The sequence below is a fragment of the Fervidobacterium pennivorans DSM 9078 genome (assembly GCF_000235405.2).
Taxonomy (GTDB): domain Bacteria; phylum Thermotogota; class Thermotogae; order Thermotogales; family Fervidobacteriaceae; genus Fervidobacterium; species Fervidobacterium pennivorans.
The window spans coordinates 934,867-958,395 of sequence record NC_017095.1 but is presented as its reverse complement, the minus strand read 5'-3'; the positions used below and the strand labels follow the sequence as shown (position 1 = coordinate 958,395).

The 23,529-nt window shown below is 39.0% G+C and carries 27 protein-coding genes and 1 pseudogene; 15 read left to right on the top strand and 13 right to left on the bottom strand.

All coding sequences use genetic code 11. The features are described 5' to 3' along the window. Nucleotides 1-6: 6 nt before the first annotated feature. The 7 genes from FERPE_RS04425 to acpP form a co-directional block, all read right to left on the bottom strand. Nucleotides 7-330 carry a L7Ae/L30e/S12e/Gadd45 family ribosomal protein gene (locus tag FERPE_RS04425; protein ID WP_014451453.1) on the bottom strand — a complete coding sequence of 108 codons (324 nt, stop codon included), beginning with the start codon at nucleotides 328-330 and terminating at the stop codon, nucleotides 7-9. Between the two features lie 28 nt (nucleotides 331-358). After that, nucleotides 359-1,144, bottom strand: coding sequence for a GTP cyclohydrolase FolE2 (gene folE2, locus FERPE_RS04420; RefSeq protein WP_014451452.1), 786 nt, complete (start codon nucleotides 1,142-1,144; stop codon nucleotides 359-361). Nucleotides 1,145-1,161: 17 nt separating this feature from the next. After that, on the bottom strand, nucleotides 1,162-1,698 hold the full coding sequence (locus FERPE_RS04415; protein ID WP_014451451.1) for a tetratricopeptide repeat protein: 537 nt from the start codon (nucleotides 1,696-1,698) through the stop codon (nucleotides 1,162-1,164). Further along, entirely contained in the window at nucleotides 1,695-3,185 is a 1,491-nt protein-coding gene (locus tag FERPE_RS04410) for an HD-GYP domain-containing protein (protein WP_014451450.1), read from the bottom strand. Before FERPE_RS04410 ends, FERPE_RS04415 begins: the two co-directional genes overlap by 4 nt. A 1-nt stretch (nucleotide 3,186) precedes the next feature. Next, nucleotides 3,187-4,113, bottom strand: a complete 927-nt coding sequence (locus tag FERPE_RS04405) for a type 1 periplasmic-binding domain-containing protein (RefSeq protein ID WP_014451449.1) — start codon at nucleotides 4,111-4,113, stop codon at nucleotides 3,187-3,189. Nucleotides 4,114-4,154: 41 nt separating this feature from the next. Continuing rightward, nucleotides 4,155-4,841: a glycerophosphodiester phosphodiesterase family protein gene (locus FERPE_RS04400; RefSeq protein ID WP_014451448.1), complete on the bottom strand. Its 687-nt coding sequence runs from the start codon at nucleotides 4,839-4,841 to the stop codon at nucleotides 4,155-4,157. Between the two features lie 187 nt (nucleotides 4,842-5,028). Next, nucleotides 5,029-5,259, bottom strand: coding sequence for an acyl carrier protein (gene acpP / locus FERPE_RS04395; protein ID WP_014451447.1), 231 nt, complete (start codon nucleotides 5,257-5,259; stop codon nucleotides 5,029-5,031). Between the two features lie 205 nt (nucleotides 5,260-5,464). On the opposite strand from acpP, the gene FERPE_RS04390 reads away from it, so the two are divergent. The 7 genes from FERPE_RS04390 to fabG all read left to right on the top strand — a co-directional run bounded on the left by FERPE_RS04390 (nucleotide 5,465) and on the right by fabG (nucleotide 11,258). Next, entirely contained in the window at nucleotides 5,465-6,313 is an 849-nt protein-coding gene (locus FERPE_RS04390; RefSeq protein WP_014451446.1) for a DegV family protein, read from the top strand. Between the two features lie 44 nt (nucleotides 6,314-6,357). Next, complete coding sequence (fabF, locus tag FERPE_RS04385; RefSeq protein WP_014451445.1) at nucleotides 6,358-7,593, top strand: beta-ketoacyl-ACP synthase II; 1,236 nt, start codon at nucleotides 6,358-6,360, stop codon at nucleotides 7,591-7,593. Continuing rightward, nucleotides 7,586-8,086 (top strand): 3-hydroxyacyl-ACP dehydratase FabZ, encoded by a 501-nt coding sequence (gene fabZ / locus FERPE_RS04380; protein ID WP_052312844.1) that lies wholly within the window; start codon nucleotides 7,586-7,588, stop codon nucleotides 8,084-8,086. Before fabF ends, fabZ begins: the two co-directional genes overlap by 8 nt. Next, entirely contained in the window at nucleotides 8,083-9,030 is a 948-nt protein-coding gene (gene fabK / locus FERPE_RS04375; RefSeq protein ID WP_014451443.1) for an enoyl-[acyl-carrier-protein] reductase FabK, read from the top strand. The genes fabZ and fabK overlap by 4 nt, the downstream gene beginning before the upstream one ends. 63 nt (nucleotides 9,031-9,093) lie before the next feature. Beyond that, on the top strand, nucleotides 9,094-10,008 hold the full coding sequence (gene fabD / locus FERPE_RS04370) for an ACP S-malonyltransferase (protein ID WP_014451442.1): 915 nt from the start codon (nucleotides 9,094-9,096) through the stop codon (nucleotides 10,006-10,008). Further along, entirely contained in the window at nucleotides 9,998-10,555 is a 558-nt protein-coding gene (locus FERPE_RS04365) for a biotin transporter BioY (protein ID WP_014451441.1), read from the top strand. Before fabD ends, FERPE_RS04365 begins: the two co-directional genes overlap by 11 nt. Further along, complete coding sequence (fabG, locus tag FERPE_RS04360) at nucleotides 10,542-11,258, top strand: 3-oxoacyl-ACP reductase FabG (RefSeq protein ID WP_014451440.1); 717 nt, start codon at nucleotides 10,542-10,544, stop codon at nucleotides 11,256-11,258. Before FERPE_RS04365 ends, fabG begins: the two co-directional genes overlap by 14 nt. Nucleotides 11,259-11,352: 94 nt before the next feature. Here fabG and FERPE_RS10835 read toward each other — a convergent pair whose 3' ends face one another. The 3 genes from FERPE_RS10835 to FERPE_RS04350 are packed head-to-tail and all read right to left on the bottom strand — an operon-like array spanning nucleotide 11,353 to nucleotide 12,289. Continuing rightward, on the bottom strand, nucleotides 11,353-11,589 hold the full coding sequence (locus tag FERPE_RS10835; RefSeq protein WP_372589594.1) for an alpha/beta fold hydrolase: 237 nt from the start codon (nucleotides 11,587-11,589) through the stop codon (nucleotides 11,353-11,355). After that, nucleotides 11,580-11,942: an alpha/beta fold hydrolase gene (locus FERPE_RS04355; RefSeq protein ID WP_082204740.1), complete on the bottom strand. Its 363-nt coding sequence runs from the start codon at nucleotides 11,940-11,942 to the stop codon at nucleotides 11,580-11,582. Before FERPE_RS04355 ends, FERPE_RS10835 begins: the two co-directional genes overlap by 10 nt. A gap of 8 nt (nucleotides 11,943-11,950) precedes the next feature. Then, nucleotides 11,951-12,289 (bottom strand): alpha/beta fold hydrolase, encoded by a 339-nt coding sequence (locus FERPE_RS04350; protein WP_041262826.1) that lies wholly within the window; start codon nucleotides 12,287-12,289, stop codon nucleotides 11,951-11,953. Between the two features lie 228 nt (nucleotides 12,290-12,517). Here FERPE_RS04350 and ppdK point away from each other — a divergent pair, with 228 nt between their 5' ends. After that, on the top strand, nucleotides 12,518-15,163 hold the full coding sequence (ppdK, locus tag FERPE_RS04345) for a pyruvate, phosphate dikinase (protein WP_014451439.1): 2,646 nt from the start codon (nucleotides 12,518-12,520) through the stop codon (nucleotides 15,161-15,163). A gap of 86 nt (nucleotides 15,164-15,249) precedes the next feature. Next, nucleotides 15,250-15,681, top strand: coding sequence for a hypothetical protein (locus FERPE_RS04340; protein ID WP_014451438.1), 432 nt, complete (start codon nucleotides 15,250-15,252; stop codon nucleotides 15,679-15,681). 100 nt (nucleotides 15,682-15,781) lie between these two features. Here the strand turns inward: FERPE_RS04340 and FERPE_RS10615 are convergent, their stop codons facing one another. After that, nucleotides 15,782-15,982, bottom strand: coding sequence for an IS1/IS1595 family N-terminal zinc-binding domain-containing protein (locus FERPE_RS10615; protein WP_245530439.1), 201 nt, complete (start codon nucleotides 15,980-15,982; stop codon nucleotides 15,782-15,784). A 125-nt stretch (nucleotides 15,983-16,107) separates the two neighbouring features. On the opposite strand from FERPE_RS10615, the gene glmU reads away from it, so the two are divergent. From glmU to FERPE_RS04315, 5 genes are all read left to right on the top strand, one after another. Continuing rightward, nucleotides 16,108-17,466 (top strand): bifunctional UDP-N-acetylglucosamine diphosphorylase/glucosamine-1-phosphate N-acetyltransferase GlmU, encoded by a 1,359-nt coding sequence (gene glmU / locus FERPE_RS04335; RefSeq protein ID WP_014451437.1) that lies wholly within the window; start codon nucleotides 16,108-16,110, stop codon nucleotides 17,464-17,466. Next, nucleotides 17,447-18,394 carry a ribose-phosphate pyrophosphokinase gene (locus tag FERPE_RS04330; RefSeq protein WP_014451436.1) on the top strand — a complete coding sequence of 316 codons (948 nt, stop codon included), beginning with the start codon at nucleotides 17,447-17,449 and terminating at the stop codon, nucleotides 18,392-18,394. Before glmU ends, FERPE_RS04330 begins: the two co-directional genes overlap by 20 nt. Before the next feature lie 73 nt (nucleotides 18,395-18,467). Then, nucleotides 18,468-19,127 carry a 50S ribosomal protein L25 gene (locus FERPE_RS04325; protein WP_014451435.1) on the top strand — a complete coding sequence of 220 codons (660 nt, stop codon included), beginning with the start codon at nucleotides 18,468-18,470 and terminating at the stop codon, nucleotides 19,125-19,127. A 104-nt stretch (nucleotides 19,128-19,231) separates the two neighbouring features. After that, nucleotides 19,232-19,765: an aminoacyl-tRNA hydrolase gene (gene pth, locus FERPE_RS04320; protein WP_014451434.1), complete on the top strand. Its 534-nt coding sequence runs from the start codon at nucleotides 19,232-19,234 to the stop codon at nucleotides 19,763-19,765. 57 nt (nucleotides 19,766-19,822) lie between these two features. After that, nucleotides 19,823-20,269: a hypothetical protein gene (locus FERPE_RS04315; protein ID WP_014451433.1), complete on the top strand. Its 447-nt coding sequence runs from the start codon at nucleotides 19,823-19,825 to the stop codon at nucleotides 20,267-20,269. 45 nt (nucleotides 20,270-20,314) lie between these two features. Here the strand turns inward: FERPE_RS04315 and FERPE_RS04310 are convergent, their stop codons facing one another. Next, nucleotides 20,315-21,046 (bottom strand): sulfite exporter TauE/SafE family protein, encoded by a 732-nt coding sequence (locus tag FERPE_RS04310; RefSeq protein WP_014451432.1) that lies wholly within the window; start codon nucleotides 21,044-21,046, stop codon nucleotides 20,315-20,317. Next, nucleotides 21,047-21,849, bottom strand: a pseudogene (locus tag FERPE_RS04305) (M42 family metallopeptidase). A gap of 368 nt (nucleotides 21,850-22,217) precedes the next feature. On the opposite strand from FERPE_RS04305, the gene FERPE_RS04300 reads away from it, so the two are divergent. Next, the gene (locus tag FERPE_RS04300) at nucleotides 22,218-23,480 is read left to right on the top strand and encodes an MFS transporter (RefSeq protein WP_014451430.1); all 1,263 of its coding nucleotides are present in this window, start codon (nucleotides 22,218-22,220) and stop codon (nucleotides 23,478-23,480) included. Nucleotides 23,481-23,529: the final 49 nt, after the last annotated feature.

The following is a 23,529-nucleotide window of genomic DNA, read 5'->3' as shown; positions in this document are numbered from 1 at the left end:
AGCATTTTATTCGGCGTGAACCAGTTTAATAATTGCTTCAGCAAGATTTTCATCAAGAATTCCCACTGCTGACAGATTAATTTTTCCTACAGCTTTTGCAAGAGTTTTTTTGTCCGCAATTTCGATATATGGAACATTGTTTATTTCACATCTTATCTTTAGGTCCTTCTTTACCCTTTCCCCAGCATCTTTTGCCACAATTAATACTTTTTTACGCAACCTTTTATCGCTTAGGTATTCCTTTAACATATCCTTTCCAAAAGCAATCTTATTCGCTCTAGCTGCAAACCCCATGTATGTAAGTATCTTGTTGATTTTTTGCTCATCCATATAATCACCTTCTCGTAAATGCTCGGCTTTACCCTTGTAATTCGTCACTTGTTACGCACGCGTAGGCATTGTGTGCATGAATCGACTCAAAGCTTTCAACTTCTACTCTATACCATTTTATTTTATCATACTTTTTCAACTCAAGTGCAACATCTCTCGCTACGTCCTCTACAAATTTTGGATGGTCGTAGGCGAGCTCTGTTACATACTTCTCATCTGGCCTTTTAAGTAAGGTGAATATAGGTGCGCTCGCCGATTTTTCCACAATCTCTATGATGTCTTCTATCCATATCATTTCTCTACTTTCGTAAGATACTTTACATATAGCTCTTTGATTGTGCGCACCTCTATCGCTGATTTCTTTTGAACATGGACATAGTGTGTGTATTGGAACTACAACCGAAGTTAAAAAGTCAAACCTACTATCGAATATTTCTGCTTCAAAAGTACAGATATATTCAAGATAACTTTCGCTCTTTGTTACTGGTGCCTGCTTTTTAATAAAGTAAGGAAATTCAACTTCTATAACTGCTCTCTTAGCATTTAAAACGTCCTTAAGTTTGTGTAAGATATCTCTCACTCGTTTAGGATTTATCTCTAGGTGATATTCGTTAAGAACTTCGATAAACCTACTCATATGCGTTCCTCGATAGTTTTGTGGAAGGTCTACGTACATATTTATCGTTGCAATTGTTGATTGAACACCATTTGTCTTATCGAGAACCACGATAGGATACCTAACACCTTTTACTCCTACTCTTTTTAGGTATACGTTTCTCAAATCGTATTCGCTTTGGACATCTCTAAGAACCATTCTTTTTCCTCCGATTCCTATTTTTTAAATTCTTCCATGCTATTTAAAGTTTCTTCGACTTTTTTCTTAAGCTCACCATCAGAAAATTCCCGTAGCATCAAAAGTGCTTCCTTACGGTATATAGAATACTTAAAATTGTCTAAAAATGAAGACAAGTAGAATTTTGCGCTCTCAATTTCCCCAATTTTGTACAATGACGAGCCCAAATAAAAGTATACCTCATCAAGCCAGGGATTTTCAATATCCTTAATCTCCCTAAGTAATTTAGCAGCATCGGCGTAATTGCCACTCCTGAAAGCCTGTTTTGCAGCGTCTATTTTCGCTCTTACTTGTGATTTTATCTGTTTTTCAACGAGATAAGACAATTCTTCTAAATTATTGTCCTCAACGTATTTGGAAAAGTCTTTACTGTCAGACACGTATAATTCGTAAGCTTTTACTATCTTTTGGAACCTTTGTAGATGCGAGACGAGATTCACATTGTAAAGGTAAGTGATGACAAACAGTATGCAGAAAATCGTAGCGAGCAAAAGAGACAATTTCTGGGATTTCATGCTAAATAACCACCTTCTGAATCGCTTATTTCCTCTGCTTCAGACTTGTCTTTTGAAAGTCCTGAAAATTCCATATGCTCCACAACAACTTCTTTGAATTTTTCAAACAATTCACGGTCAAACTTTGTTCCAACCATGCTTTGCATTAGTTCAAGAGCTTCCAAAGGACTCAAGGCCTTTCTGTAAGGTCTATCTTCTGTCAACGCAGTGAACACATCGACCAAAGAAACTATTTGTGCTCTGAGACTCAATGTACCTTTCGAAAGCCCATCCGGATAGCCACTTCCATCGATATTTTCATGATGATGCCGGACAACATCTGCCACAAGTTCCCATCCCGGAATTTGCGAAACGACCCTTTCTCCTAATATGGTATGAGTTTTCATTATTTCAAACTCTTCTGGACTAAGTTTCCCAGGTTTCAAAAGTATCTGGTCGGGTATACCTATTTTTCCTACGTCATGAAGTATCGCCCCGTATTTTATTGCGTTGAGCTCTTCTGGGTCGGTTATGTTGAGTTTTGTTGCTAGTGCAAGTGATAGTTGCATAACCTTTTTTGAATGTTCTCCCGTGCCTATGTCTTTGAGTTCAACAGTTTCGGCAAGTGTATTTATCAAAAGGAAATTTCGCTCTTCCAAAGCCGATTGCATTTCCTCTATTTGTGCCATTGTGTTTTCCAATTCTTCGGTCGTTGATTTAAATCCAGCGATTGCTTCCGTATAACGTGAAAATAAATTGTGAATAGCATTTTGAACTTTTAACAAGGGTTCGTGTTTCGTTTCAATTGGGTTGTACTCTAGATATTCGCCAGTTTCTACTCTGAGAATCATATCTGAAATTATACCTTGCAATGCGGAAGCAGCTTTTTCAAGGTCTTTTTCTTTGCGCGCGTGAATGTTGTTCAGAGTCACTAAGGCTACCCAAGGAATCAATCCCCATAGAAAATTGAAGAAGACGCTTGAAAGTAAAACATCTGGATTTGGCGAGATTCTTACGTTAAATTTGTATTTCGTTGTTCCGGATTTCCCTAGAAAGTCTGTAAAATTATTAAAACTGCTATTAACTAAATTACCAATCAATCCTCTTTCAGATGAATAGACAACTCTTCCATCTACCTCAACAATAATCTTGAATTCGCGTGTTGGGAATCTAATCAATGAAATAGGTATTTCTAATAAAAACAGGTTATCTTTCTCTTCATAAACGTACTTAAGTGAATAACCTTTGACAAATATGCCTTTCAAATAAGAATTGGGACCTATTTTCAAATTCTGAGAATAGTCTGAACCGTTGATTTTTAAGTCTTTTGGTAATTCAACAACAACGCCAATGCGATTTTCAATGTAGCTGTCAAGCATTTCGGAAAAATCATTTAAATCTCTCAAAGCTTCCTTATCAAGTCTAATATAAAAAGCAGTTAACAGCAGGATAAAAACTGTCACAATTATTCCGTTGACAATGGCTCCAATTCTTGTTGTTTTATCCACTTTACTGAACCTCCTTGAATTTACCATCTTTGACTACGTAAAGTTGAAGATCTTCTTTGACCCCTTCCTCTGTGAAATAAACGTATCTTTCACCCACTTTGATAATATGTGTGTTGATAAAACGCTTGAATTGTTGAGTGCTTAGAAACCTGTGTTTTTGAATAAAGTCAACCCAATTTTCAATCATTACCAATTCAACTCCTTCTGTTGAATGCAACTTGGGAACCAAGAAATATGTATCTTCTAAAAAAATGCCTCCAAGTCTCAGGAATTCCTTGCTGAAAGAAGCTTCCGTGGCAAATATTCTGATCTTTGGATTTTTTGTTTTCAAAAACTTTATTATTTCGAAGGAATCTTTTTCTACAGTTGTAAGAACAGCAGTATCGTACTTTTCAACAGGGACATTCTTGATGGAGGATAATTCTTGGTAATAAACAAAATCTCCGGGAAAGTAATTTAAAAGGCTTTTAAACTCGTCGCTGTATTCTCTATTTGAATCGTCAAGTACTAACAAAAGGTTACTGCATCCCAACTTTTCCAAATATTCTTGAAATGCCAAAACGATAGATTTATTTGGCGGCATAAGCGAGTAAATATAACCGGATTTTAGCAATTCTGTGGAAGTGATAGTGGGTGAGAGTGCTAAAATATTGTATTTTTTAAGAAATGGAAGAACTTTTTTTCCATCAACCGACATGGAAGGACCTACCACAAATTTAACACCTCGGCTCGAGAGATATTTGAAAAACTTCTCTAAATCACTGTCAATATTGGAAGCAACAAAATTTACTCTATAATTCTTGAGACCTAGATACTCAGCGGCGTTTGTTATAGGATTATAGATGAAACCCACAGTTGTTGAGGTGTAGTTAAACCAAACGAATATGATTGCAAGCATACTTATTAGGAGCACAATGATTTTATACATCACGCAACCCTCCAAGTGATTTTTCAAACGTTTGAAAGCACTCACAGGAAAATTCTTACATCGTCTGTTATAACATAATCCACATATTCAGTAATCCTTGCAATGTCATTTTTACTATTAACTGTCCACAATACTATCTTAATTTCCCTTTTCTTTAATTCCTTAATAATATTTACCAATCGTTCCGGGAAGTAAAGCAAACCAATTACGGGTAAATGGGCACTATAAGTATTTTTGTCAAATAGCGCAAGTATTTCCTCGTCACTCATACTTATATGTTGTTCGTCAAAAAGGTAGCCGAATTTTAAACCACTGTACCTTTCTTTTAATTCATTGATTAAGCGATGGTTGAAAGAACTGAATATGATTTCCCCTTCGTAAAATGTTTTACAGATCAGCACCGACAATTCTCCCGCTTCGTATTCTTTAACTTCAATATTTAAACATCTGTTTTTAGGTGCTAATTTGAGAAATTCCTCAAGTGTCGGAATTGTTTCACCATTACTTTTGTATTCTTTTAACTCGGCAAGTGTTAAATCACCGACCCTAACGCCAGCGCCACAAAAGTTGGTCAGGGTTTCGTCGTGGATTAAAACAGGGACACCGTCTTTTGTTAATCTGACATCTGTTTCTATACCATCAGCTCCAAAGGAGAATGGTGCAAGTAACGATTGGAGTGTGTTTTCTTTATACAATACAGGCAACCCTCTATGACCAAGTATTTTCAATTGTTCTCACCCTCCATAATAGGTTGATTACAGACGACAATATAATTATACCAAACAAAAAGAAATTTCTGTTTGAAATATTTTCTGACTTTCTATAAAAATTCCATAAAAAATGATAAAAAAACAAAGACCCTGGGCTACGCCAGGGTCTTGTAAGTCTTCTATTAATCTTTCTTCTTAATAAGAATTATGAGCGAAGTCTTATTGCTTCCACAACATCCTTTACCGTTTTTATCTTCGACAAGTCTTGATCGCTTATCTTCACACCAAACTCATCTTCAAAAGCCATAACTAAATCTACAACATCAAGAGAATCAGCACCGAGGTCTTCCATCAAGTTCTTGTCTGGTGTAACTTCCGAGATATCCAACCCAAGTTGTTCTGCTACGATTTCACACACTCTTTTTTCCAAATCCATAAGCATTCCCCCTTTTAACTTGGTAAATTTGATACCTACTATAAAAACATCTCCATATTTGACAAAAGTTAATATACCACAATAATTGTTTTTTGTCAATAATAATGTTAGAGGCAATCAAAAAGTTTTATATTGACTAATTTTGTTGTATGGAGTATAATTCTTTCTGAAAAAGACCACACGTCAGTACAAGAGGTGAGATAGCATGGTCACTTTTATAACAGATTCTGGATGTGATTTACCGGCAGGTATTAATTTGCCTTTTGAATTGAAAATTCTCCCGCTCAGAGTGTATGGACGTAATGAAGAATATGAGGACAAAGTTACACTGAATCCTGAAGAGCTTTATCGAATTGAACTACAAGGTGAGGTTGCCACAACCTCTCTACCTAAACCCAAAGCTGTGGAGAGAGTTCTAAAAGAAGCATCTGAAAGTAGTGAAAAAGTATATGTTATAACGATTTCTTCAAAGCTAAGTAATACGTACGACATTGTTCAAAGTGTTGTCAGTTCGCTCGGGGCCAAGAATATCGTAGTTTTAGACTCAAAAACTGCTTCAATAAAGCAAGGATACGTTCTTTTGAAAGCTATGGAACTTGTGAGAAAAAATGGTAATCTAACACAAAAGGATATTGACAAAGCAGTTGAGAACTCGCAGCTTGTTTTCTTTGTGCCAACGCTTGAATATCTATACAGGGGTGGTCGCATAGGAAAGGCAAAGGCTTTCTTTGGGAAATTACTTAACATAAAGCCTATCCTTACAACAGATAACGAAGGTGAAGTTAACACCTTGGGAACAGTGAGGACTTTGGAATCAGGGGTTTCTTCTATGGCAAAGATAGCGCAAGACTTTGTGAATCAAAAAGGTATTGCACGACACTACTCTATTATTGGTGGTTTTACTATCGAAAGTATGAAAAACTATTTGGACAAATTGATTGCAAATTTTGATGAAAAGGCTGTACTCGGAATTTCAAATATCGGTGCGGCAATAGCTGCACATGTAGGACCGGAAGCATTTGGAATGGTGATTGGTGAAAAAGTAGAGATTTAGTCCTTTGAAAAAGAAGATTATTAAGGAAGAAGGGGGTGGAGATTTTGAAAAGAAGAGTTGTAGTTACTGGAATTGGTGTTATCTCTCCAATTGGGTGTTCTTTGGAAACATTTGCTCAAAATTTGAGAAATATGCACATTGGTATTGACAAGATAACATCTTTCGATGCCTCGAACCTCCCAGTACAAATTGCTGCCGAAGTAAGGGATTTTAAACCTGAAGAGTACATGGACAGAAAACTTGCTAAGCGTCTTGATAGGTTCAATCAGTTTGCCATTGCAGCTGCAAGACAAGCAATAACTATGAGTGGGTTAGATTTCAATGGAATTGAGGAAAGAGTCGCAGTGCTGGTTTCGTCTGGTATGGGCGGATTCCTGACACTTGCAGAACAAAACGAAGTAATGAAAGAGAAAGGTCCTGAAAGAGTAAGTCCATTCTTGATTCCAATGATTCTTATAAACATGGCGAGCGGTGTGATAGCAATGGAATTTGGATTAAAAGGTCCAAACTTTGCTCCCGTAAGCGCATGTGCAACATCTGTTCATTCAATAGCGTTAGGTGCAATGCTGATTCGGCACGGTTACGCAGATGTCGCAATAGTTGGTGGCTCAGAAGCTACAATTGCACCACTTCCCATCTCTGGATTTGCGTCTATGCGAGCACTCTCAACGAGAAACGACGAACCTAAAAAGGCGTCTAGACCTTTTGATAAAGGAAGAGATGGGTTTGTGATGGGGGAAGGAGCGGGAGTTTTAGTACTGGAAAGCGAGGAATTTGCAAGGGCACGTGGTGCGAAAATTATAGCCGAGATAAAGGGTTATGCGATGAATGATGATGCATACCATTTTAGTGCTCCGGATCCTGAAGCAAGAGGGTCAACAAAAGTAATGAAGATGGCAATTGAGGATGCAGCACTTTCGATTAACGAGATTGACTTTGTGAGTTGTCATGCAACAAGTACACCCGCTGGTGACGAAGTAGAGTTGAAAGCTATAGAAAATGTCTTCGGTGAGAGGGTCAAGGATATTTATGTCAACTCAATGAAGACATTAACAGGACATTTATTAGGTGCAGCAGGTGCTGTCGAGACAATAGCTTCCATCGTTCAAATGAACGAAGGATTTATTCACGGAATGCCGAATTTGGAAGAGTTAGATGGACCTGATTATTTCAACATTCCACGAACTACTATTGAAGGTGTAGAAATACGGAATTTTATTAAGAACTCCTTCGGCTTTGGTGGACACAATGCTTCGTTGGTGGTGGGAAGATATGAATGAAAAGAAAACACTAAGAGGAAAAGAAGAAATTCTAAAAATATTGCCCCACAGAGACCCTATACTTTTGGTTGACGAAGTGATTGAACAAGGAGAGGACTACATCATTGCAAAAAAATACGTTACCAAAGATGAACCGGTGTTTAAAGGTCACTTCCCAGGCTATCCAATATATCCGGGAGTCTACATTATTGAAGGTCTTGCGCAAACAGCAGGAGTTTTGTTGTTAGAGAATGTGGAAAGAAATTCAATACCCATCTTCATCGGCATAGACGAAGCGAGGTTTAAGAAAGAAGTTAGACCTAACTGTGAGCTGACATACGAAGTTAAAGTGCTAGACAAGAAAGGACCTATAGTAATTGTTGATGGGAAAGCCAAAGTCGATGGTCAACTGGTCGCAAAAGCAAAATTGATGGTGGGAGTGAAAAAAGGAGAAGGCAAGGATTCATCATCAGCCGTTGAGGATAAAGTACAAAGTGAGGCGGATGGAAGATGAACTTCAAGGAAAATAATCGAATTTGCCAGCTGTTGAACATCGAATATCCAATTATCATGGGAGGTATGTCGTGGGCTGGGACTCCAAAGCTAGCAGCTGCCGTTTCGAATGCTGGAGGGTTAGGAGTTATAGGTTCCGGTGCGATGAACAGAGCACAGCTAAAAGAGGCTATCGATACCATCCGTAAATTAACAGATAAGCCTTTCGGAGTAAACATAATACTAGTATCACCGTATGCTGATGAGCTGGTTGATTTAGTTATAGAGGAGAAAGTGCCTGTTGTGACATTTGGAGCTGGTAATCCTTCAAAGTATATGTCAAAGTTGAAAGAAGCTGGGGTTAAGGTCTTACCTGTTGTTGCTTCGGACAATATGGCGAAGATGATGGAACGTATAGGGGCAGATGCAGTTATTGCCGAAGGTATGGAATCGGGAGGTCATATTGGAGAGGTTACCACGTTAGTCCTGGTAAACGCTGTGTGTAGGGCCGTGAAAATACCAGTCATTGCAGCTGGGGGAATAGCCGATGGAAAATCCATGGCTGCGATGTTTGCACTTGGTGCTGAGGGCATCCAAATGGGAACAAGATTCATCGCTTCAACAGAAGCAGACACACATGAGAATTTCAAAAAGCTTATCATAAAATCATCTATACGAGATACTGTAATCACAGGCGCTCCACTTGGACATCCTGCCAGGGTAATTGAGACAAGGTTCGCGAAAAAAGTGAAAGAGTTAGAAACAAAGAATCTTCAGGAAGCTGAAGAAGTTTTAGTTGGAAGCTTAAGAAAAGCGGTAGTTGATGGCAATATTGAAGAAGGCTCGTTCATGGCAGGTCAATGTGTAGGATTGATAAATGAGATTAAGCCCGTGAAGGAAATAATTACAGACATTGTTAATGAGTTCTATGCAACGATTCAAGAACTTTGTGAACTTTTAAAATGAAGAAATGAGGAAGCAAATAAGCAAAAACTTTTGGGAATTGTCTCGAATTGGAGGTGATTTTCTATGAAACTTGCTTACATTTTTCCAGGACAAGGTTCACAATACAGCGGAATGGCAAGTGACTTTTCCAAATACGAGTCGTGGGATAACTATGCAAAAGTTGCAAATGATGTTTTAGGCTTCGACTTGATAGAAATCATGGACGGTGATGAGGAAGTTTTGAAACTCACCGAAAATGCTCAACCAGCTATATACTTAGCAAGTTATGTGGCATTTACTGAGTTGAAAAAGTGTTTTAGAGAACCCGATTTTGTTGCCGGACACAGCTTAGGTGAGTACACAGCACTTGCTGTGGCAGGGGTTTATGATTTTGAAACAGGTATATATCTTGTAAGAAAAAGAGGAGAGTATATATCGCAAGCAATGAAGCCTGGGGAAGGTAGCATGGCAGCGGTTGTAGGTGTAGCAATTGAGGAGATAGAAGAACTCGTCCGCAAATACGACGGTCTCTATATAGCTAACTACAATTCTGAGGAACAAACAGTTGTAAGTGGGAAAAGCGAAAGTATAAAAAGCTTTGTAAAGCACCTCACTGAAAATGGTAAAAGGGCGATAGAACTAAAGGTATCCGGTCCTTTCCATACACCATTTTTGGAAAGTGCAAGAGAAAAGATGGCTGCAGAAGTTGAGCATATAAAATTTAGACAGCCAAAATACCCTATTGTTATGAATAGTGTAGCTCGAGAAATAACAGACCCTGAACAAATAAAACATTATGTTCTTGAACAAATTAGTGGACCTGTATATTGGAAACAATCAATTGATAGGATGATTGCTCTTGGTGTTGACGAATTTGTAGAAGTCGGACCAAAAAATGTGTTGACTTCTATGTTGAAGAAAGCCAAACTCAATGCCAAACACTTTTCAACGTTAATCGAAACCAAAAATCTGACGGAGGGGGTTACCGGTGGAAGATAAGAACAATAAGGGCACAAAAGGAAATATTAGGGATTTAAGGAGAATAGCTATTATTCCCTTATTTGCAGCATTAACAGCAGTTGGGGCTCAGATTGCGGTTCCTGTTGGAAATGTCCCTATAACATTACAAATGCTCTTTGTTTTCCTGTCTGGTTTTTTGTTGGGTCCTGTTGAAGCTATGACTTCTATGCTGCTTTACTTGACACTTGGAGCAGTAGGTCTTCCTGTTTTTGCAAACTTTTCTGGTGGTATTGCTCATCTGGTTGGACCTACATCAGGCTATCTGTGGGCATTTCCGATTAGCGCTTTTTTAATTGCGCAACTAAGGAGAAAATTTAATACCGTTTTATCAGGAGTCGTGGGGCTTGCTGTGGTTTACATCATTGGTTGGACTGTTTTAGGGCTCCACATAGGCAGTTATAGGAAAGCTTTCATAGTAGGAGTCATACCTTTTGTTTTCATTGATTTTGCCAAATTGTTTGTGGCCAATCTCGTTGCTTTGAAACTTGACAAAGTTATGAGGGGGAAAGAGTATGGGCAGACTTGATGGAAAGGTTGCAATTGTCACAGGTGCATCAGGAGGGATTGGGAAAGCGATAACAAAAGAATTTATCGAAGAAGGATGTATTGTCGTTGGATTCAACTATACACCTTCATCAGAGAATATTGATGCTCGATTCTATCACGAATACATCCTTGATATTACCGATAGGAACGCTGTTGAAAGTGCAGTTAAAAATGTGGTGCAAAAGCTTGGGAGGATAGATATACTTGTCAACAACGCAGGAATAACGAAAGACAATTTAGTGTACCGAATGACTTACGAAGAGTGGGACAGTGTGATAAACACGAACCTAACGGGTGCGTTCAACATGGTTAAAGCAACAATAAGGGAAATTGCAAAGAATGAAGGTGTTATAATCAATGTCTCCTCCGTTGTTGGATTAGAGGGTAATATTGGGCAGGCGAACTATGCTGCCTCAAAAGCCGGATTGATAGGCTTAACAAAGTCTCTGGCGAAGGAATTTGGAAGGAAAAACGTTCGGGTAAATGCTATTGCACCAGGTTTTATCGAAACACCTATGACAGAAAAATTACCCGAGGAAATTAAAAAAACCGCACTCGAGAAAATCTCTATGAGAAGATTTGGAAAACCAGAGGAAGTTGCAAAGCTTGTAAAATTCTTAGTGATAGACGGAACCTACATCAATGGCCAGGTGATAATTATCGACGGTGGGATGGAACTTTAATCGCACTTGGAAATCCTCCTCTCTGAAATCTCTTGTGTTTTTCGGTATCAAAAATTCATCGTGACCCTATAATGATGGGGTCACGCTCTTTTTATCAGTCTTTCAGAAATGCTTTTACCTTCTCTAATACTAATTTATTTGCTAAGGGCATGTGTCCTTCGTTTGGAATCCGTATAAGTTGAGAACCCTTTATGTTCCGAGCCAAGTATTCACCAATTGATGAGGGAGTTATGTTATCTTTTTCGCCATAAATGATGAGTGTTTTTGCAACTATGTTAGCAAGGTCTACTGCTAAAGGCTTTTGGGTGGTTTTGTCTTTAGTTAATTTAATAGCACTTCCGCTGGTAAGAAATAGTTTTGCGCAAAAAGATATTCAAAGTGTTCTGTGCTAAGAATGCTACCAGTCGAAAGAGATGTCTGGTAGAGAAATTTAACCAAAGGATATGTTTTTAAACCTATGTCCAAAAGTACTTGGTAAAGTTTAACCTGGTTCTCGTTGCCCAATTCAAAAGGAAGATTAAGACCATTTAAAGATTCTGAATGATTCGTATACGCTGCGTCAAACAAAATTAGTTTTTCCACTCTTTCTGGAAAAAGACTTGCTATTGCCAATGATAAGTAGCCACCCATTGAATGACCGACTAAAACGTAACGATTTACACCAAGATAATTCAGGGAGTCCATTATAAGCCTTACATTGACTCGTCTGAATAATCAAAATCTAATCTCTTTTCGAATAAACCAAATGGCGGTATATCAAATGCTATGCAGCGGTATGATTCGGACAGCATGTCCATTAGCTCCTTCCAATCGTAAGATGACCCTCCAAATCCATGCAAAAATACCACTACTTTTGAATTGCTTTGACCTGCTTCTCTGTATGCAACTTGAATCGAATCGATGTTGATTTTTCTAACATCTGATGAAATTGTCTTGAGAACGCTCGAGGATGAAAGATAAGTTAGCAAGTAAAATGAAACGGTTCCCATCAACAAGGTTTTGAAAGTATTTGTCAGTATACTCCTTTCCACAGGCTCCACCTTCTTGTAATTTTCTACCACCTTTTATACATCAATTTTTTGCTTTATTTTGCTTTAAACAACGGTTCGCATCTTAACTATGCCACGAATCAAACACTTTCTGAAGAAATTAACATAAAAGAAAAAAACAATTTATCACGGTGTGTATACGACAAATAGAAAAAGTATGATACAATTATACAGGTACTTTTCTAAATTTTTCGATGTGGAGGTGTGAAAATGGGTAAAAAGTGGGTTTATTTCTTTGCCAATGGACAGGCAGAAGGTAACGCCCAGATGAGAGACATACTGGGTGGTAAAGGTGCAAATCTTGCTGAAATGACGAACGCCGGAGTTCCAGTTCCTCCTGGCTTTACTATTTCTGCAGAAGTTTGTAAATACTATTATGACAACAACAGAACTTATCCAGAGGATTTGAAAGAACAAGTTGACGCAGCAATGAAAAGATTGGAGGAAGTAACAGGAAAAGGGTTTGGAGATCCCAAAAAGCCACTCCTTGTTTCTGTTAGGTCAGGTGCCGCTATCTCGATGCCTGGTATGATGGACACAATCCTCAACCTGGGTCTTAACGACGAAACAGTCAAAGGTCTTGTCGAAATGACAAACAACGAAAGATTCGCATATGACTCTTACAGAAGATTTCTCCAAATGTTCGGTGATACCGCTCTTGGAATTCCACATGCAGATTTCGAAAATGCGCTCGCCGAAATGAAGGCACAAAAAGGTGTAAAGCTTGACACAGAGCTTGATGCGGAAGACCTCAAAAAGCTTGTAGAAATCTACAAAGAAATTTACAAAAAACACGGAAAAGAGTTCCCACAGGATGTCTACAAACAATTGTGGGCAGCAATTGAGGCAGTTATTTGGTCATGGATGAGTGATAGGGCTATCAAATACAGAGAAATTCATGGAATCAAAGAAGGTCAGCTCCTTGGAACAGCTGTCAACATTGTTGCCATGGTCTTTGGTAACATGGGTGACGACAGCGGTACAGGTGTTTGTTTCACAAGAGACCCGAACACTGGAGAAAAAGTATACTACGGAGAATTCTTGCCAAATGCACAAGGTGAAGACGTCGTTGCTGGTATAAGAACTCCATATCCTCTTGAAAAAATGAAAGAATTGATTCCACAAGCTTACGAAGAACTCATTCAAATAATGGACAGACTTGAAAGGTATTTCAAAGACATGCAGGACATCGAATTCACAGTTGAAAGAGGAAAACTCTACATACTCCAGACAAGAAGCGCAAAGAGAACAAGCCAGGCTGCAATAAAGGTAGCAGTTGACATGGTTCACGAAGGTCTCATCGATAAGAAGACGGCCGTCTTGAGAGTCCAACCATCCGATATTGAAAGAGTGCTCCACCCGAAATTCGATGAAAACGAAAGAAAGAATGCAAAGGTTATTGCAAAAGGTCTTCCAGCATCACCAGGTGCTGCAACAGGTAAAGTTTACTTCGATGCACACAAAGCGGAAGAAGCAGCAAAAGCAGGAGAAAAGGTTCTCCTTGTTAGACCAGAGACAAGTCCTGAAGACGTCGGTGGTATGAATGCAGCCGAGGGTATACTAACAGCACGCGGTGGTATGACATCTCACGCTGCTGTCGTTGCAAGAGGTCTCGGTAAACCAGCAGTAGTCGGTGCGGAAAGTATTTACGTTAATGAAGAAGAAGGCTACCTCAAAGTTGGCGACATAATTGTTAAAGAAGGCGAATGGTTGTCAATAGATGGAACTACTGGAGAAGTGTTCCTTGGAAAGATTACGACAGTTAAACCACAAGGTCTCGAAGGACCAGTTGCCGAACTACTCTCATGGGCAGACGAATTCAGAAAGCTTGGCGTTAGGGCAAACGCTGACGTTCCAAGAGATGCAAAAGTTGCGAGAGAATTCGGAGCAGAAGGTATCGGACTCTGCAGAACTGAGCATATGTTCTTTGAAAAGGACAGAATACCAAAGGTTAGAAGAATGATAGTCGCAAGAACAAAAGAAGAAAGGGAAGCAGCACTTGCCGAACTTCTCCCGCTCCAAAAGGAAGATTTCAAAGGTCTGTTCAGAGAAATGAAGGGTTACCCAGTTACAATAAGACTTATCGACCCACCACTACACGAATTCTTGCCACAGGAAGAAGAACAGATGGCAGAAGTTGCTCAGCAGATTGGTATTTCTGTTGAAGAACTCAAGAAAGTTGTTGAACAACTCCACGAGCTTAACCCAATGCTCGGACACAGGGGCGTAAGGCTTGTCATCACATATCCGGAGATTGCTGTAATGCAAACAAAAGCAATAATCCTTGCAGCTATCGAACTTAAGAAAGAGGAAGGTATCGAAGTTGTTCCGGAAATAATGATTCCTCTTGTAGGCCATGTCAACGAACTTAAATACATAAAACAAGTTGTTGTGGAAACAGCAGACGCACTCATTAAAGAACATGGTGTTGACCTCAAGTATCTCGTTGGTACAATGATAGAGGTTCCAAGAGCTGCAGTTACAGCTGACCAGATTGCCCAGGAAGCTGACTTCTTTAGCTTTGGTACGAACGACCTTACACAGATGACATTCGGATTCAGCCGAGATGACGTTGGAAAGTTCTTGCCAGAATACCTTGAAAAAGGTATACTTGAACACGACCCATTCAAACACATTGATACACAAGGTGTCGGTCAGCTTGTGAAACTTGCAACGGAAAAAGGAAAGGAAGTTAAACCAACACTCAAGTGTGGAGTCTGTGGTGAACACGGTGGAGATCCAAAATCCATCGAATTCTTTGCCACAACAAAACTTGACTATGTCAGTGCATCACCATACAGAATTCCAGTTGCAAGACTTGCAGCTGCTCAAGCAAGTATTAAATACAGAAGCTAATTATACTTAACTCACGGGGGCGCTTTTGCGCCCCTTATATTTCTTAACATGCTAGTTCTATCTTCTATTAAATGGAGTGATATCCAATGGTGGCTTTGGTACTTTCTATAATAGCTTCCGTAGCTTCGTTCTATTTGACAAGGAATCCCAGTTATTTTTCCCTCATACTTGTAGGATTATACTTCGCGTTTAGGAAAAGCGACCGGGCGGAGTCCTTAGCAGGGTTAAATCTTCTTCTAATTGGTGCAATAGCCATATTTGGCAAGTTTCGACCATATAGTTTGGAAGGGCTGAATTTCGTTGTTTATGGAACATTTTTCGCAGTTTTCTATGACATACTCAAAACTTGGTACAGTCTAATTCCAATGATGTTGTTAACCGGAATGGGTATAGGTGCGATAGGAGCCCATAAATTTGGCGTTAAAGGATACCTGCTCGGACTTATTCTCATTCCGGTTATTTTAAGGGAATTTTCAATTCAAAAAAGATATAAAGCCGATGACGAAGATAATAAATAAAAATGTTAAAAATGATAGTGTTAACTTGTAGTGATGAAAGAGTGTAATTGCTAAAGGGTGCGATTGATATTGCCGTTATTGGTTTGCCAAAGATTCCTCGCTACACAAAGACGTTAGGCTTACTACAAGAAGAGCATTTGGGATATGGGAAAGGAAAGTTTTTGCGTTTTTGAGAATGGGAGAGTTTGAAAGAATGATGGCAGAGTTTGCAAAGGAATTGTTGGTTACCGTATTTGTCATGACCGTTTTTGTATAAGCTGGTGGAACCGCATTTTGGACAAGAGAGCGTTGAGTTGTTCATATCGGGATACCTCCTTTGTCGAGAGTTGGTTGGGGGGTGTCCCCTCTTTATAAGGATAATGCGGTTTTTGGAAAGTTTCAATACTTTTAGTTAACATTATCTTAAAAATGTTGGGGGTTGTTGGTATGAAAGTACTCATACTTGCTGCTGGATTGGGCAAAAGGATGAAGTCGAAATACCCAAAGGTAGTTCACAAGATACTTGGTAAGCCGATGATAAACTGGGTTGTGGACTTGGGAAAGAAATTCGGAGAAGTTGGTGTAGTGATTGGTCACAAGGCCGAGATTGTGAAGTCTTATCTCCCAGCAGATGTTAAAGTGTACATTCAAGAGCCGCAACTTGGGACAGGACATGCGGTGATGTGCGCTAAAGAGTTTATATCACCAAGCGATGATGTACTGATACTCTACGGTGATGTCCCTCTTCTAAAGGAGGAAACAATTCAAAGACTTTTAGAAACTCACACGAATGCCAAAGCAAATGCCACAGTCTTAACGTTCATTGCAGATGACCCTACCGGCTATGGAAGAATTGTTAGAGAAAATGGAAAGATTAGAATTGTTGAGCACAAGGATGCTAATGAAGAACAGCTAAGGATAAAAGAAGTCAACAGCGGAATTTACATATTTTCCGGAAAGTTCTTGCTTGATAACATAGATAAACTCACCAACAACAATGCACAAGGCGAGTACTACTTGACAGATTTAGTTGAAATGGCAGAGAATGTTGAAACGGTATTGTTAGATGATCCTGTGCAAGTATCTGGTGTAAACGATAGAGTTCAGCTTTCCCAGCTTGAGGCTGTTGCAAGAGAAAGAATTCTGAAAGAGTTGATGCTTTCGGGAGTTACAGTAGTGGATCCCACTTCCACATTCATAGGACCTGATGTGAAAATAGGTATTGACACCGTAATTTACCCATTTACAATTTTAGAAGGAGAAATCACAATTGGTGAAGACTGTGAAATAGGACCATATACCCGAATAAAGAATTCAATACTCGGTAACAACGTCAAAGTGATACGTTCAGAAGTTGAAGGAGCAGTTATAGAAGATAATGTATCTGTCGGACCGTTCTCAAGACTGAGAGAGGGAACGATTCTAAAAGAGAATGTAAAGATTGGAAACTTCGTGGAAACGAAGAAATCTACAATAGGAAAGAACTCAAAGGCACAGCATCTCACTTACTTAGGTGATGCAACTGTCGGTGAGGACGTAAACATTGGAGCTGGAACTATTACCTGCAATTACGATGGTTACAAAAAGTACCAGACATTTATTGGTGATAGTGCATTTATAGGTAGCAATTCTTCGCTCGTTGCACCAGTTAAAATAGGAAAAGGAGCGATTGTAGGGGCAGGTTCGGTTATTACTGAAGACGTTCCAGATGATGCTCTGGCACTTGGAAGGGCTAGACAAATTATTAAGGAAAACTGGGCGAAGCTGAAAAGGGAGGCCATGAAAAATGCAAATCACAAGGAATGAAATGAAGATTTTCACTGGTAATGCGAACAAGGTCTTGGCGGAAAAGGTTGCTAGCTACATTGGTATGAGACTTGGCGACATCACGGTTGGAAGATTTGCGGATGGTGAAATCAACGTTCGTATAGAGGAAACAGTACGTGGCCACGATGTTTTTGTCATTCAGCCTACTTGTCCACCGGTTAACGAAAATTTAATGGAATTGTTGGTTATGATAGATGCGTTTAAAAGGGCTTCCGCCAATAGCATTGCCGTGGTAATACCTTACTACGGCTACGCAAGACAGGATAGAAAGGCAAAAGGTAGAGACCCGATTACAGCGAAGCTCGTTGCGAATTTACTCACAGTTGCAGGAGCAACTCGTGTGATGACTGTTGACTTACATGCCGAACAAGTTCAAGGATTCTTCGATATTCCTGTTGACAATCTTTGGAGCTTTCCTGTGTTTCTTGAGACATTAAGTAAAGATGGAATACTGGACGACGATGCTGTTATTGTTTCACCAGATGTGGGTGGAGTTAAGCGAGCGCGACAAATAGCTGAAAGGGTGGGCCTTCCTCTTGCAATACTTGACAAAAGGCGTCCGAAAGACAACGTGGCTGAAATTCTTAACATAATAGGTGATGTTAAGGATAAGACAGCGATTATCGTAGATGATATCGTTGATACTGCACGTTCTTTGGTTGAAGGTGCAAATGCTGTAAAGAACGCAGGCGCGAAGAGAGTAATTGCTTGTATAACACATCCGGTTCTCTCATCTGGTGCGGTTGAAAGAATTGAGAACTCGAGTATTGAAAAGATTTATATTAGTGATACAATATATCATCAGAGTCTACCTAGCAAGTTCCATGTTGTTTCTGTTGCACCTTTGCTCGGGGAAGCGATAATTAGGGTTAGAAAGAATCTCTCTGTCAGTATACTCTTCAAATAACTCTAACCCAGCTGAGAAAAAAATAAGAAGATAAAAATAAAACCTTAAAAATAAAAAAGAAGGAGGAGTAGACATGGAGCACGTAGTTAACGCGCAACTAAGGTCTATAGTTGGCAAAAAGCGCGCAGTTAGAAGATTGAGAGCGCAGGGTGTTATACCTGCTATTGCGTACGGGCCAGGACTCGAGAAACCAGTTAGCCTGGCTTTGGAAAAGAACAGCTTCTTAAAGCTTTTTAAAGAAGTCACAGAGTCAACACCACTAACACTTGTTGTGAAAGATGAAAACGGAAAAGAAGTTCTCAAACATATGGCGTTCATAAAGATGGTCCAATACGACAAGGTTACAGATGAAGTTAGGCATGTTGACTTTTACATCCCCGAAGCTCACCACAAGATGAAGATTAACGTTCCACTACACATCGTTGGCAAGGCAATAGGTGTTGAAAAAGGTGGTATCTTGGAGGTTATCCACCACGAAGTTGTAGTTGAAGCGCTGCCTGATAGAATACCTGAGACAATAGAAATCGACGTGACAAGCTTAGACCTTGGAGATTCACTGAGGGTTAAAGATGTTAAGCTTCCTGAGGGTGTTAAAATCGATATGGAACCAGAAGATGTTTTGATAACAATAGTTGTGCCAAGGGGACTTGAAGTAGAAGAAACTGTGACAACAACCGAGACGTCTGAACCTGAAGTTCTCAAGAAAGGTAAGAAAGAAGAGGAAGAAAAATAATTCACTTAAAAAGCACACTGTGAAAAGTCCCCCGCAGGGGGACTTTTCGTTAGTTTGGTGTTATACTCGGATATTTGGATTACAAGGTAAGGGAGGAACTGACGTTGATAATAATAGGGTTGGGAAACCCGGGTGAAAAATACGCAAATACTCGCCACAACGTTGGATTCATGGTTTTAGATAGATTGAGTAAGTCATGGAAGTCTGGACCAAATTATCTTTATTCAGATATCAACATTTCTGGGCAGAAGGTAAAGTTGGTCAAGCCTTTGACCTATATGAATTTGAGTGGAGAGGTATTTAAATACTTACCACATGATGATATAATAGTAGTGTATGATGACCTTGATTTACCATTGGGAAGAATTAGAATCCGGAAAGATGGTAGTGCAGGTGGACATAACGGAATTAAATCAATAATATCGTACATCGGGCAAGATTTTCCGAGAATAAGGATAGGCATTGGACCGAAACCAAAAGAAATTGATGCTGCGAATTACGTTCTTTCAGAATTTTCTCCTGAAGAATTTGAAAAGCTACGTAAGGTTATTGACTTAACATTACAAGCGATAGAGACGATTGTTTCTGAAGGCATTGATAAAGCGATGAACAAATACAATTCAATTCAAATCGAATAGCATCCAAACGTTGAAAGGACATAAACAAAAACATAAAGAATTCGAGAAGGTGATAAATTGGAAAACGAAAAGTGCATCAGATGTGGCAACAAAGCTGAAATAAATCAAAATGTTTACGTTGACGGCACGATAAAGAAGATATCGTATTGTAAGTCTTGTCTTAAAGAGTTACTGAAGTACGAAGTTGAGCGATACACACGTGCTGGCTTGCAAACCATATTGTCACACAAAAATCTTATGGAAGAATCTCCAGCGAAGAACAGGAAATTTATTTTTTCCCTGGAATTTTTGTATTCTGAACAACCGAGCACCATTCAGTTAACGATGTTCCCAAAAGATTCAAACATTTACGGCAAGGTAGTCTCCGACATTCAAAAGCGACGATTAACGCTTCTTAATCATAAACTAAAAAAGGCTTTAAGAAGAGAAGATTACAAAGAAGCCAAGAAACTCAAAAAGATAATAGATGAAATCGACAGAAGATTAAAACAACAGCCCTGGTGAGAATCAAACAGTTCATAGCTAGAACCAGGGCTGTTTTTTAATACGTTAAGAGAAAATATAGTTCATTGCTGAAAATATCATCATTCCAGCTACAACATACCTTATAACCTTCTTATTCACTCGTGTGTTCAAATATGAGCCGACGTATCCCCCAACAAAGGAACCAGCGCCAAGAATTAACCCTGGGACAAATTCGACTTTGTTCTTAAATGAAAACAAAGTTAGTGAGAAAACAGTAAAAATGAGCGTTAGGAATATCTTCATTGCATTTGCTTTTCTTACATCGTAACCTTCTAAAAGTGTTAAGGCATAGATTAAGAAGAAACCAACTCCTGCCTGAATATACCCACCGTAGATTCCTATAAGGAAAAAGACCACAAAACTGAGGGTTCTATTTGATTTTTTTCTCCTTCCCTCTTCCCACACCTTAGGTGTAAATAATACAAAATAAGACATTACAAGAAATATAATTCCAACACTCAGCTTAACTAACTTTTCAGGAAGGCTTAGGACTATTGATGTACCCAATATTGCTCCGATTATCGTTGGAATGGTTATAAAAAGAGCATTTTTCAAGTCCAATTCTTTTTTAGCTAAAAAGCGCCATGTTGCCGAGATGTTTTGTAAAAGTATACCTATCCTGTTGGTTCCATTAGCTACGGTTGGACTCAGACCATACAAACCAAGTATTGGAAGCGTTAGAAAAGAGCCACCGCCAGCAAGAACATTGACTACTCCTGAGAAGAGCCCTCCCAAAAACAACAACAATTCAACCACTCAGAACACCTCCAGGAATTTCGTAAGTAATTTGATAAGGTTTTCTAAATCGTTCAAATTAATCATTTCGACTTGCGAGTGTAAGTATCTTACAGGCACACTCAGAGCAATCATAGGTACACCTTTCTCAACGAAAACGCTCGCGTCGTTGCCCCCCCAGTTGTTCCAATCTGTATTGGTATTCCTTCCTTATTCGCTAAACTTACAATGAATTTGGCAACCTCGTAATTGGATATTGAACTATTATCGAAAGCCCTTATCACCGGTCCTTTTCCAAGTTCAATGTGGGCATTCTGCTTGCTACAGCATGCAAAAGAATCAATTGCAATAGCTAAATCGGGATTATATATACTTGCGAGAGCTTTTGCACCACGAAGTCCAACTTCTTCCTGCACTGTCCAGGCAAAGACAACTTTTGAACGCGGGTTTACGCCGCGTGAGACTTCAATGAGTGTGAAACAACCAAACCTGTCATCTAAGCTCCTCATTGCCAAGTAATCATTGTTCAATAAAGCAAAAGTTTTCCTAAAAACTACAAAATCCATGACGTCAATTCCCAGCTCTACGAGTTCATCTCTATTTTTAGCACCAACGTCTACAACCTTTTCAAAAGCAACTCCGTCTGCTTTAAGATGTGGTGGAACCGCACCAATTACTCCGTCAACTACACCGGTTTTCGTAAATACCTGGACGAAAGAACCAGGTAAAGTTTCTTCGATGATTCCTCCAACGTTCTTTACTTCCAACTTTCCATCCGACCTAAGTGAAGAAACATAAAAACCTATCTCGTCCATGTGTGCCATTAATAGTACCTCTTTTTCGTTCGCTAAACCCTCTTTTTCGAAGATTAAATTTCCAATCTTGTCAGTCTGCAGCTTAGACTTTTCTACACCTAACATAACAGAGATTTTCTCTCTTACACGTTCTTCCCTACCAGATACACCAGGTACTTCACACAACTCGATTAGTTCGCTATGGTCAAACAATCTACGTTTCACCCTAATCCCCCCTATCATTTCTCTGCACGCATTTAAAATTATACCACAAATTCATTCGCTTTCCTAATTGTTTTTGTATACAAAATTATTTGAGTGCTTGACAAAAATTTTTTATAAGTGTAAAATATATTTGCATTACGACAAAATCTGTAAAAGAGGGAGGTACCAGATTTATGTCCGAAGAGCAGTACAAGTATGAGAAAAGAAATTTGGCGTTGATAATTAGTGGGCGATTCGAATCTGTTTTAGGCGCGGCGGCCTTACTTGTAGCTATGCCATTGTATATTTTAGATAAGACCGGTTCGGGAACAATAATGGGAATATTCACGGTTCTTGGAATATTGCCGCGATTGTTTGCAACACCAATCGGAGGAGTTATCGGAGACAGGTTAAATAGAAAGACTATTATGGTTCTTCTTGATGAACTGAGAGGATTGTTGTTATTTATTCTGTGGCTTATTGCAATTAATGACAAGATGAGTGTAGGTGTGCTTCTTGCGTTTAGAGCAGTTCTTTCATTCTGTGACGGGCTTTTCGACGGGCCCACCGCAGCAATGTTTGGAGATGTTGTGAAGAAAGAAAATCTCAAAAGAGCAACATCGTTAAATGCCATGGCAAATAGTGGTGCTAACATTTTTGGACCTATCGTTGGATCTATGTTATATGGTTACTATGGGTTGACTAATGTCCTTCTTATGACAGCGGTATTGTACATATTATCAGGAGTCAGTGAAATGTTCATTATCTATAATCATCGCCCAAAAGAAAGAAGAGTTAATTTTGTTGGTGAGCTTTCTGAGGGAATCAAATTTGTTATCAAGAACCGAGGTTTAAAGTTTTTATTTACTTTCGCTATAGTAATAAATTTTCTTACGTCACCTCTTTTTAGTGTTGTATTTCCGTATATTCTTCGAACAGTGCTAAAATTTTCAGCAACACAGTTCGGTACATTACAAGTCTTTGGAACAATAGGAGCGTTATTAGGAAATATAGCGATTATGTTCTTTCTTCACAAATTCAGCTCTAAGGCTCTAATATCTTGGGGATTATTACTTGAACAAGCATTTGTGGTACTTCTCTCCGTACTTATTATGCCCTATTTTGGATTTGGTAAGGGAACATTGTATATTCTTTTTGTCACGGGCGCAGCTGCCTTTGGTTTCTTCAATGTATTGGTCAACATTCCTATTAACGCTAATCTTCAAATGCTAGTTCCATCTGAGTTGCGCTCAAGAGTCTTTTCCGTTTTATCGCTTTTGGCGATGGGAAGCATTCCAATATCATCTGCATTGTATGGGTATCTTCTTGACAGAATTGATGCATTTTGGTTCTTCTTGACGGTGAACATCATTTCTACGATTGTAATTGTTGTCTTTCTTATTAAGGCTCCAGACGAGGCTTATGATCCAAATCTTGCAGTGCAGCAAAATGCTTGAACAGTCATAAATATATTGTTTAATTTTATACTTTGTGTTAGAATACTTA

Excerpts from the sequence above, each read along its gene's own strand:
- FERPE_RS04425 (WP_014451453.1), bottom strand. The coding sequence starts at position 330 with ATGGATGAGCAAAAAATCAACAAGATACTTACATACATGGGGTTTGCA.
- folE2 (WP_014451452.1), bottom strand. The coding sequence starts at position 1,144 with ATGGTTCTTAGAGATGTCCAAAGCGAATACGATTTGAGAAACGTATAC.
- FERPE_RS04415 (WP_014451451.1), bottom strand. The coding sequence starts at position 1,698 with ATGAAATCCCAGAAATTGTCTCTTTTGCTCGCTACGATTTTCTGCATA.
- FERPE_RS04405 (WP_014451449.1), bottom strand. The coding sequence starts at position 4,113 with ATGTATAAAATCATTGTGCTCCTAATAAGTATGCTTGCAATCATATTC.
- acpP (WP_014451447.1), bottom strand. The coding sequence starts at position 5,259 with ATGGATTTGGAAAAAAGAGTGTGTGAAATCGTAGCAGAACAACTTGGG.
- FERPE_RS04390 (WP_014451446.1), top strand. The coding sequence starts at position 5,465 with ATGGTCACTTTTATAACAGATTCTGGATGTGATTTACCGGCAGGTATT.
- fabZ (WP_052312844.1), top strand. The coding sequence starts at position 7,586 with ATGAATGAAAAGAAAACACTAAGAGGAAAAGAAGAAATTCTAAAAATA.
- fabK (WP_014451443.1), top strand. The coding sequence starts at position 8,083 with ATGAACTTCAAGGAAAATAATCGAATTTGCCAGCTGTTGAACATCGAA.
- fabD (WP_014451442.1), top strand. The coding sequence starts at position 9,094 with ATGAAACTTGCTTACATTTTTCCAGGACAAGGTTCACAATACAGCGGA.
- fabG (WP_014451440.1), top strand. The coding sequence starts at position 10,542 with ATGGGCAGACTTGATGGAAAGGTTGCAATTGTCACAGGTGCATCAGGA.
- FERPE_RS04355 (WP_082204740.1), bottom strand. The coding sequence starts at position 11,942 with ATGGACTCCCTGAATTATCTTGGTGTAAATCGTTACGTTTTAGTCGGT.
- ppdK (WP_014451439.1), top strand. The coding sequence starts at position 12,518 with ATGGGTAAAAAGTGGGTTTATTTCTTTGCCAATGGACAGGCAGAAGGT.
- FERPE_RS04340 (WP_014451438.1), top strand. The coding sequence starts at position 15,250 with ATGGTGGCTTTGGTACTTTCTATAATAGCTTCCGTAGCTTCGTTCTAT.
- FERPE_RS10615 (WP_245530439.1), bottom strand. The coding sequence starts at position 15,982 with ATGAACAACTCAACGCTCTCTTGTCCAAAATGCGGTTCCACCAGCTTA.
- glmU (WP_014451437.1), top strand. The coding sequence starts at position 16,108 with ATGAAAGTACTCATACTTGCTGCTGGATTGGGCAAAAGGATGAAGTCG.
- FERPE_RS04330 (WP_014451436.1), top strand. The coding sequence starts at position 17,447 with ATGCAAATCACAAGGAATGAAATGAAGATTTTCACTGGTAATGCGAAC.
- FERPE_RS04325 (WP_014451435.1), top strand. The coding sequence starts at position 18,468 with ATGGAGCACGTAGTTAACGCGCAACTAAGGTCTATAGTTGGCAAAAAG.
- FERPE_RS04300 (WP_014451430.1), top strand. The coding sequence starts at position 22,218 with ATGTCCGAAGAGCAGTACAAGTATGAGAAAAGAAATTTGGCGTTGATA.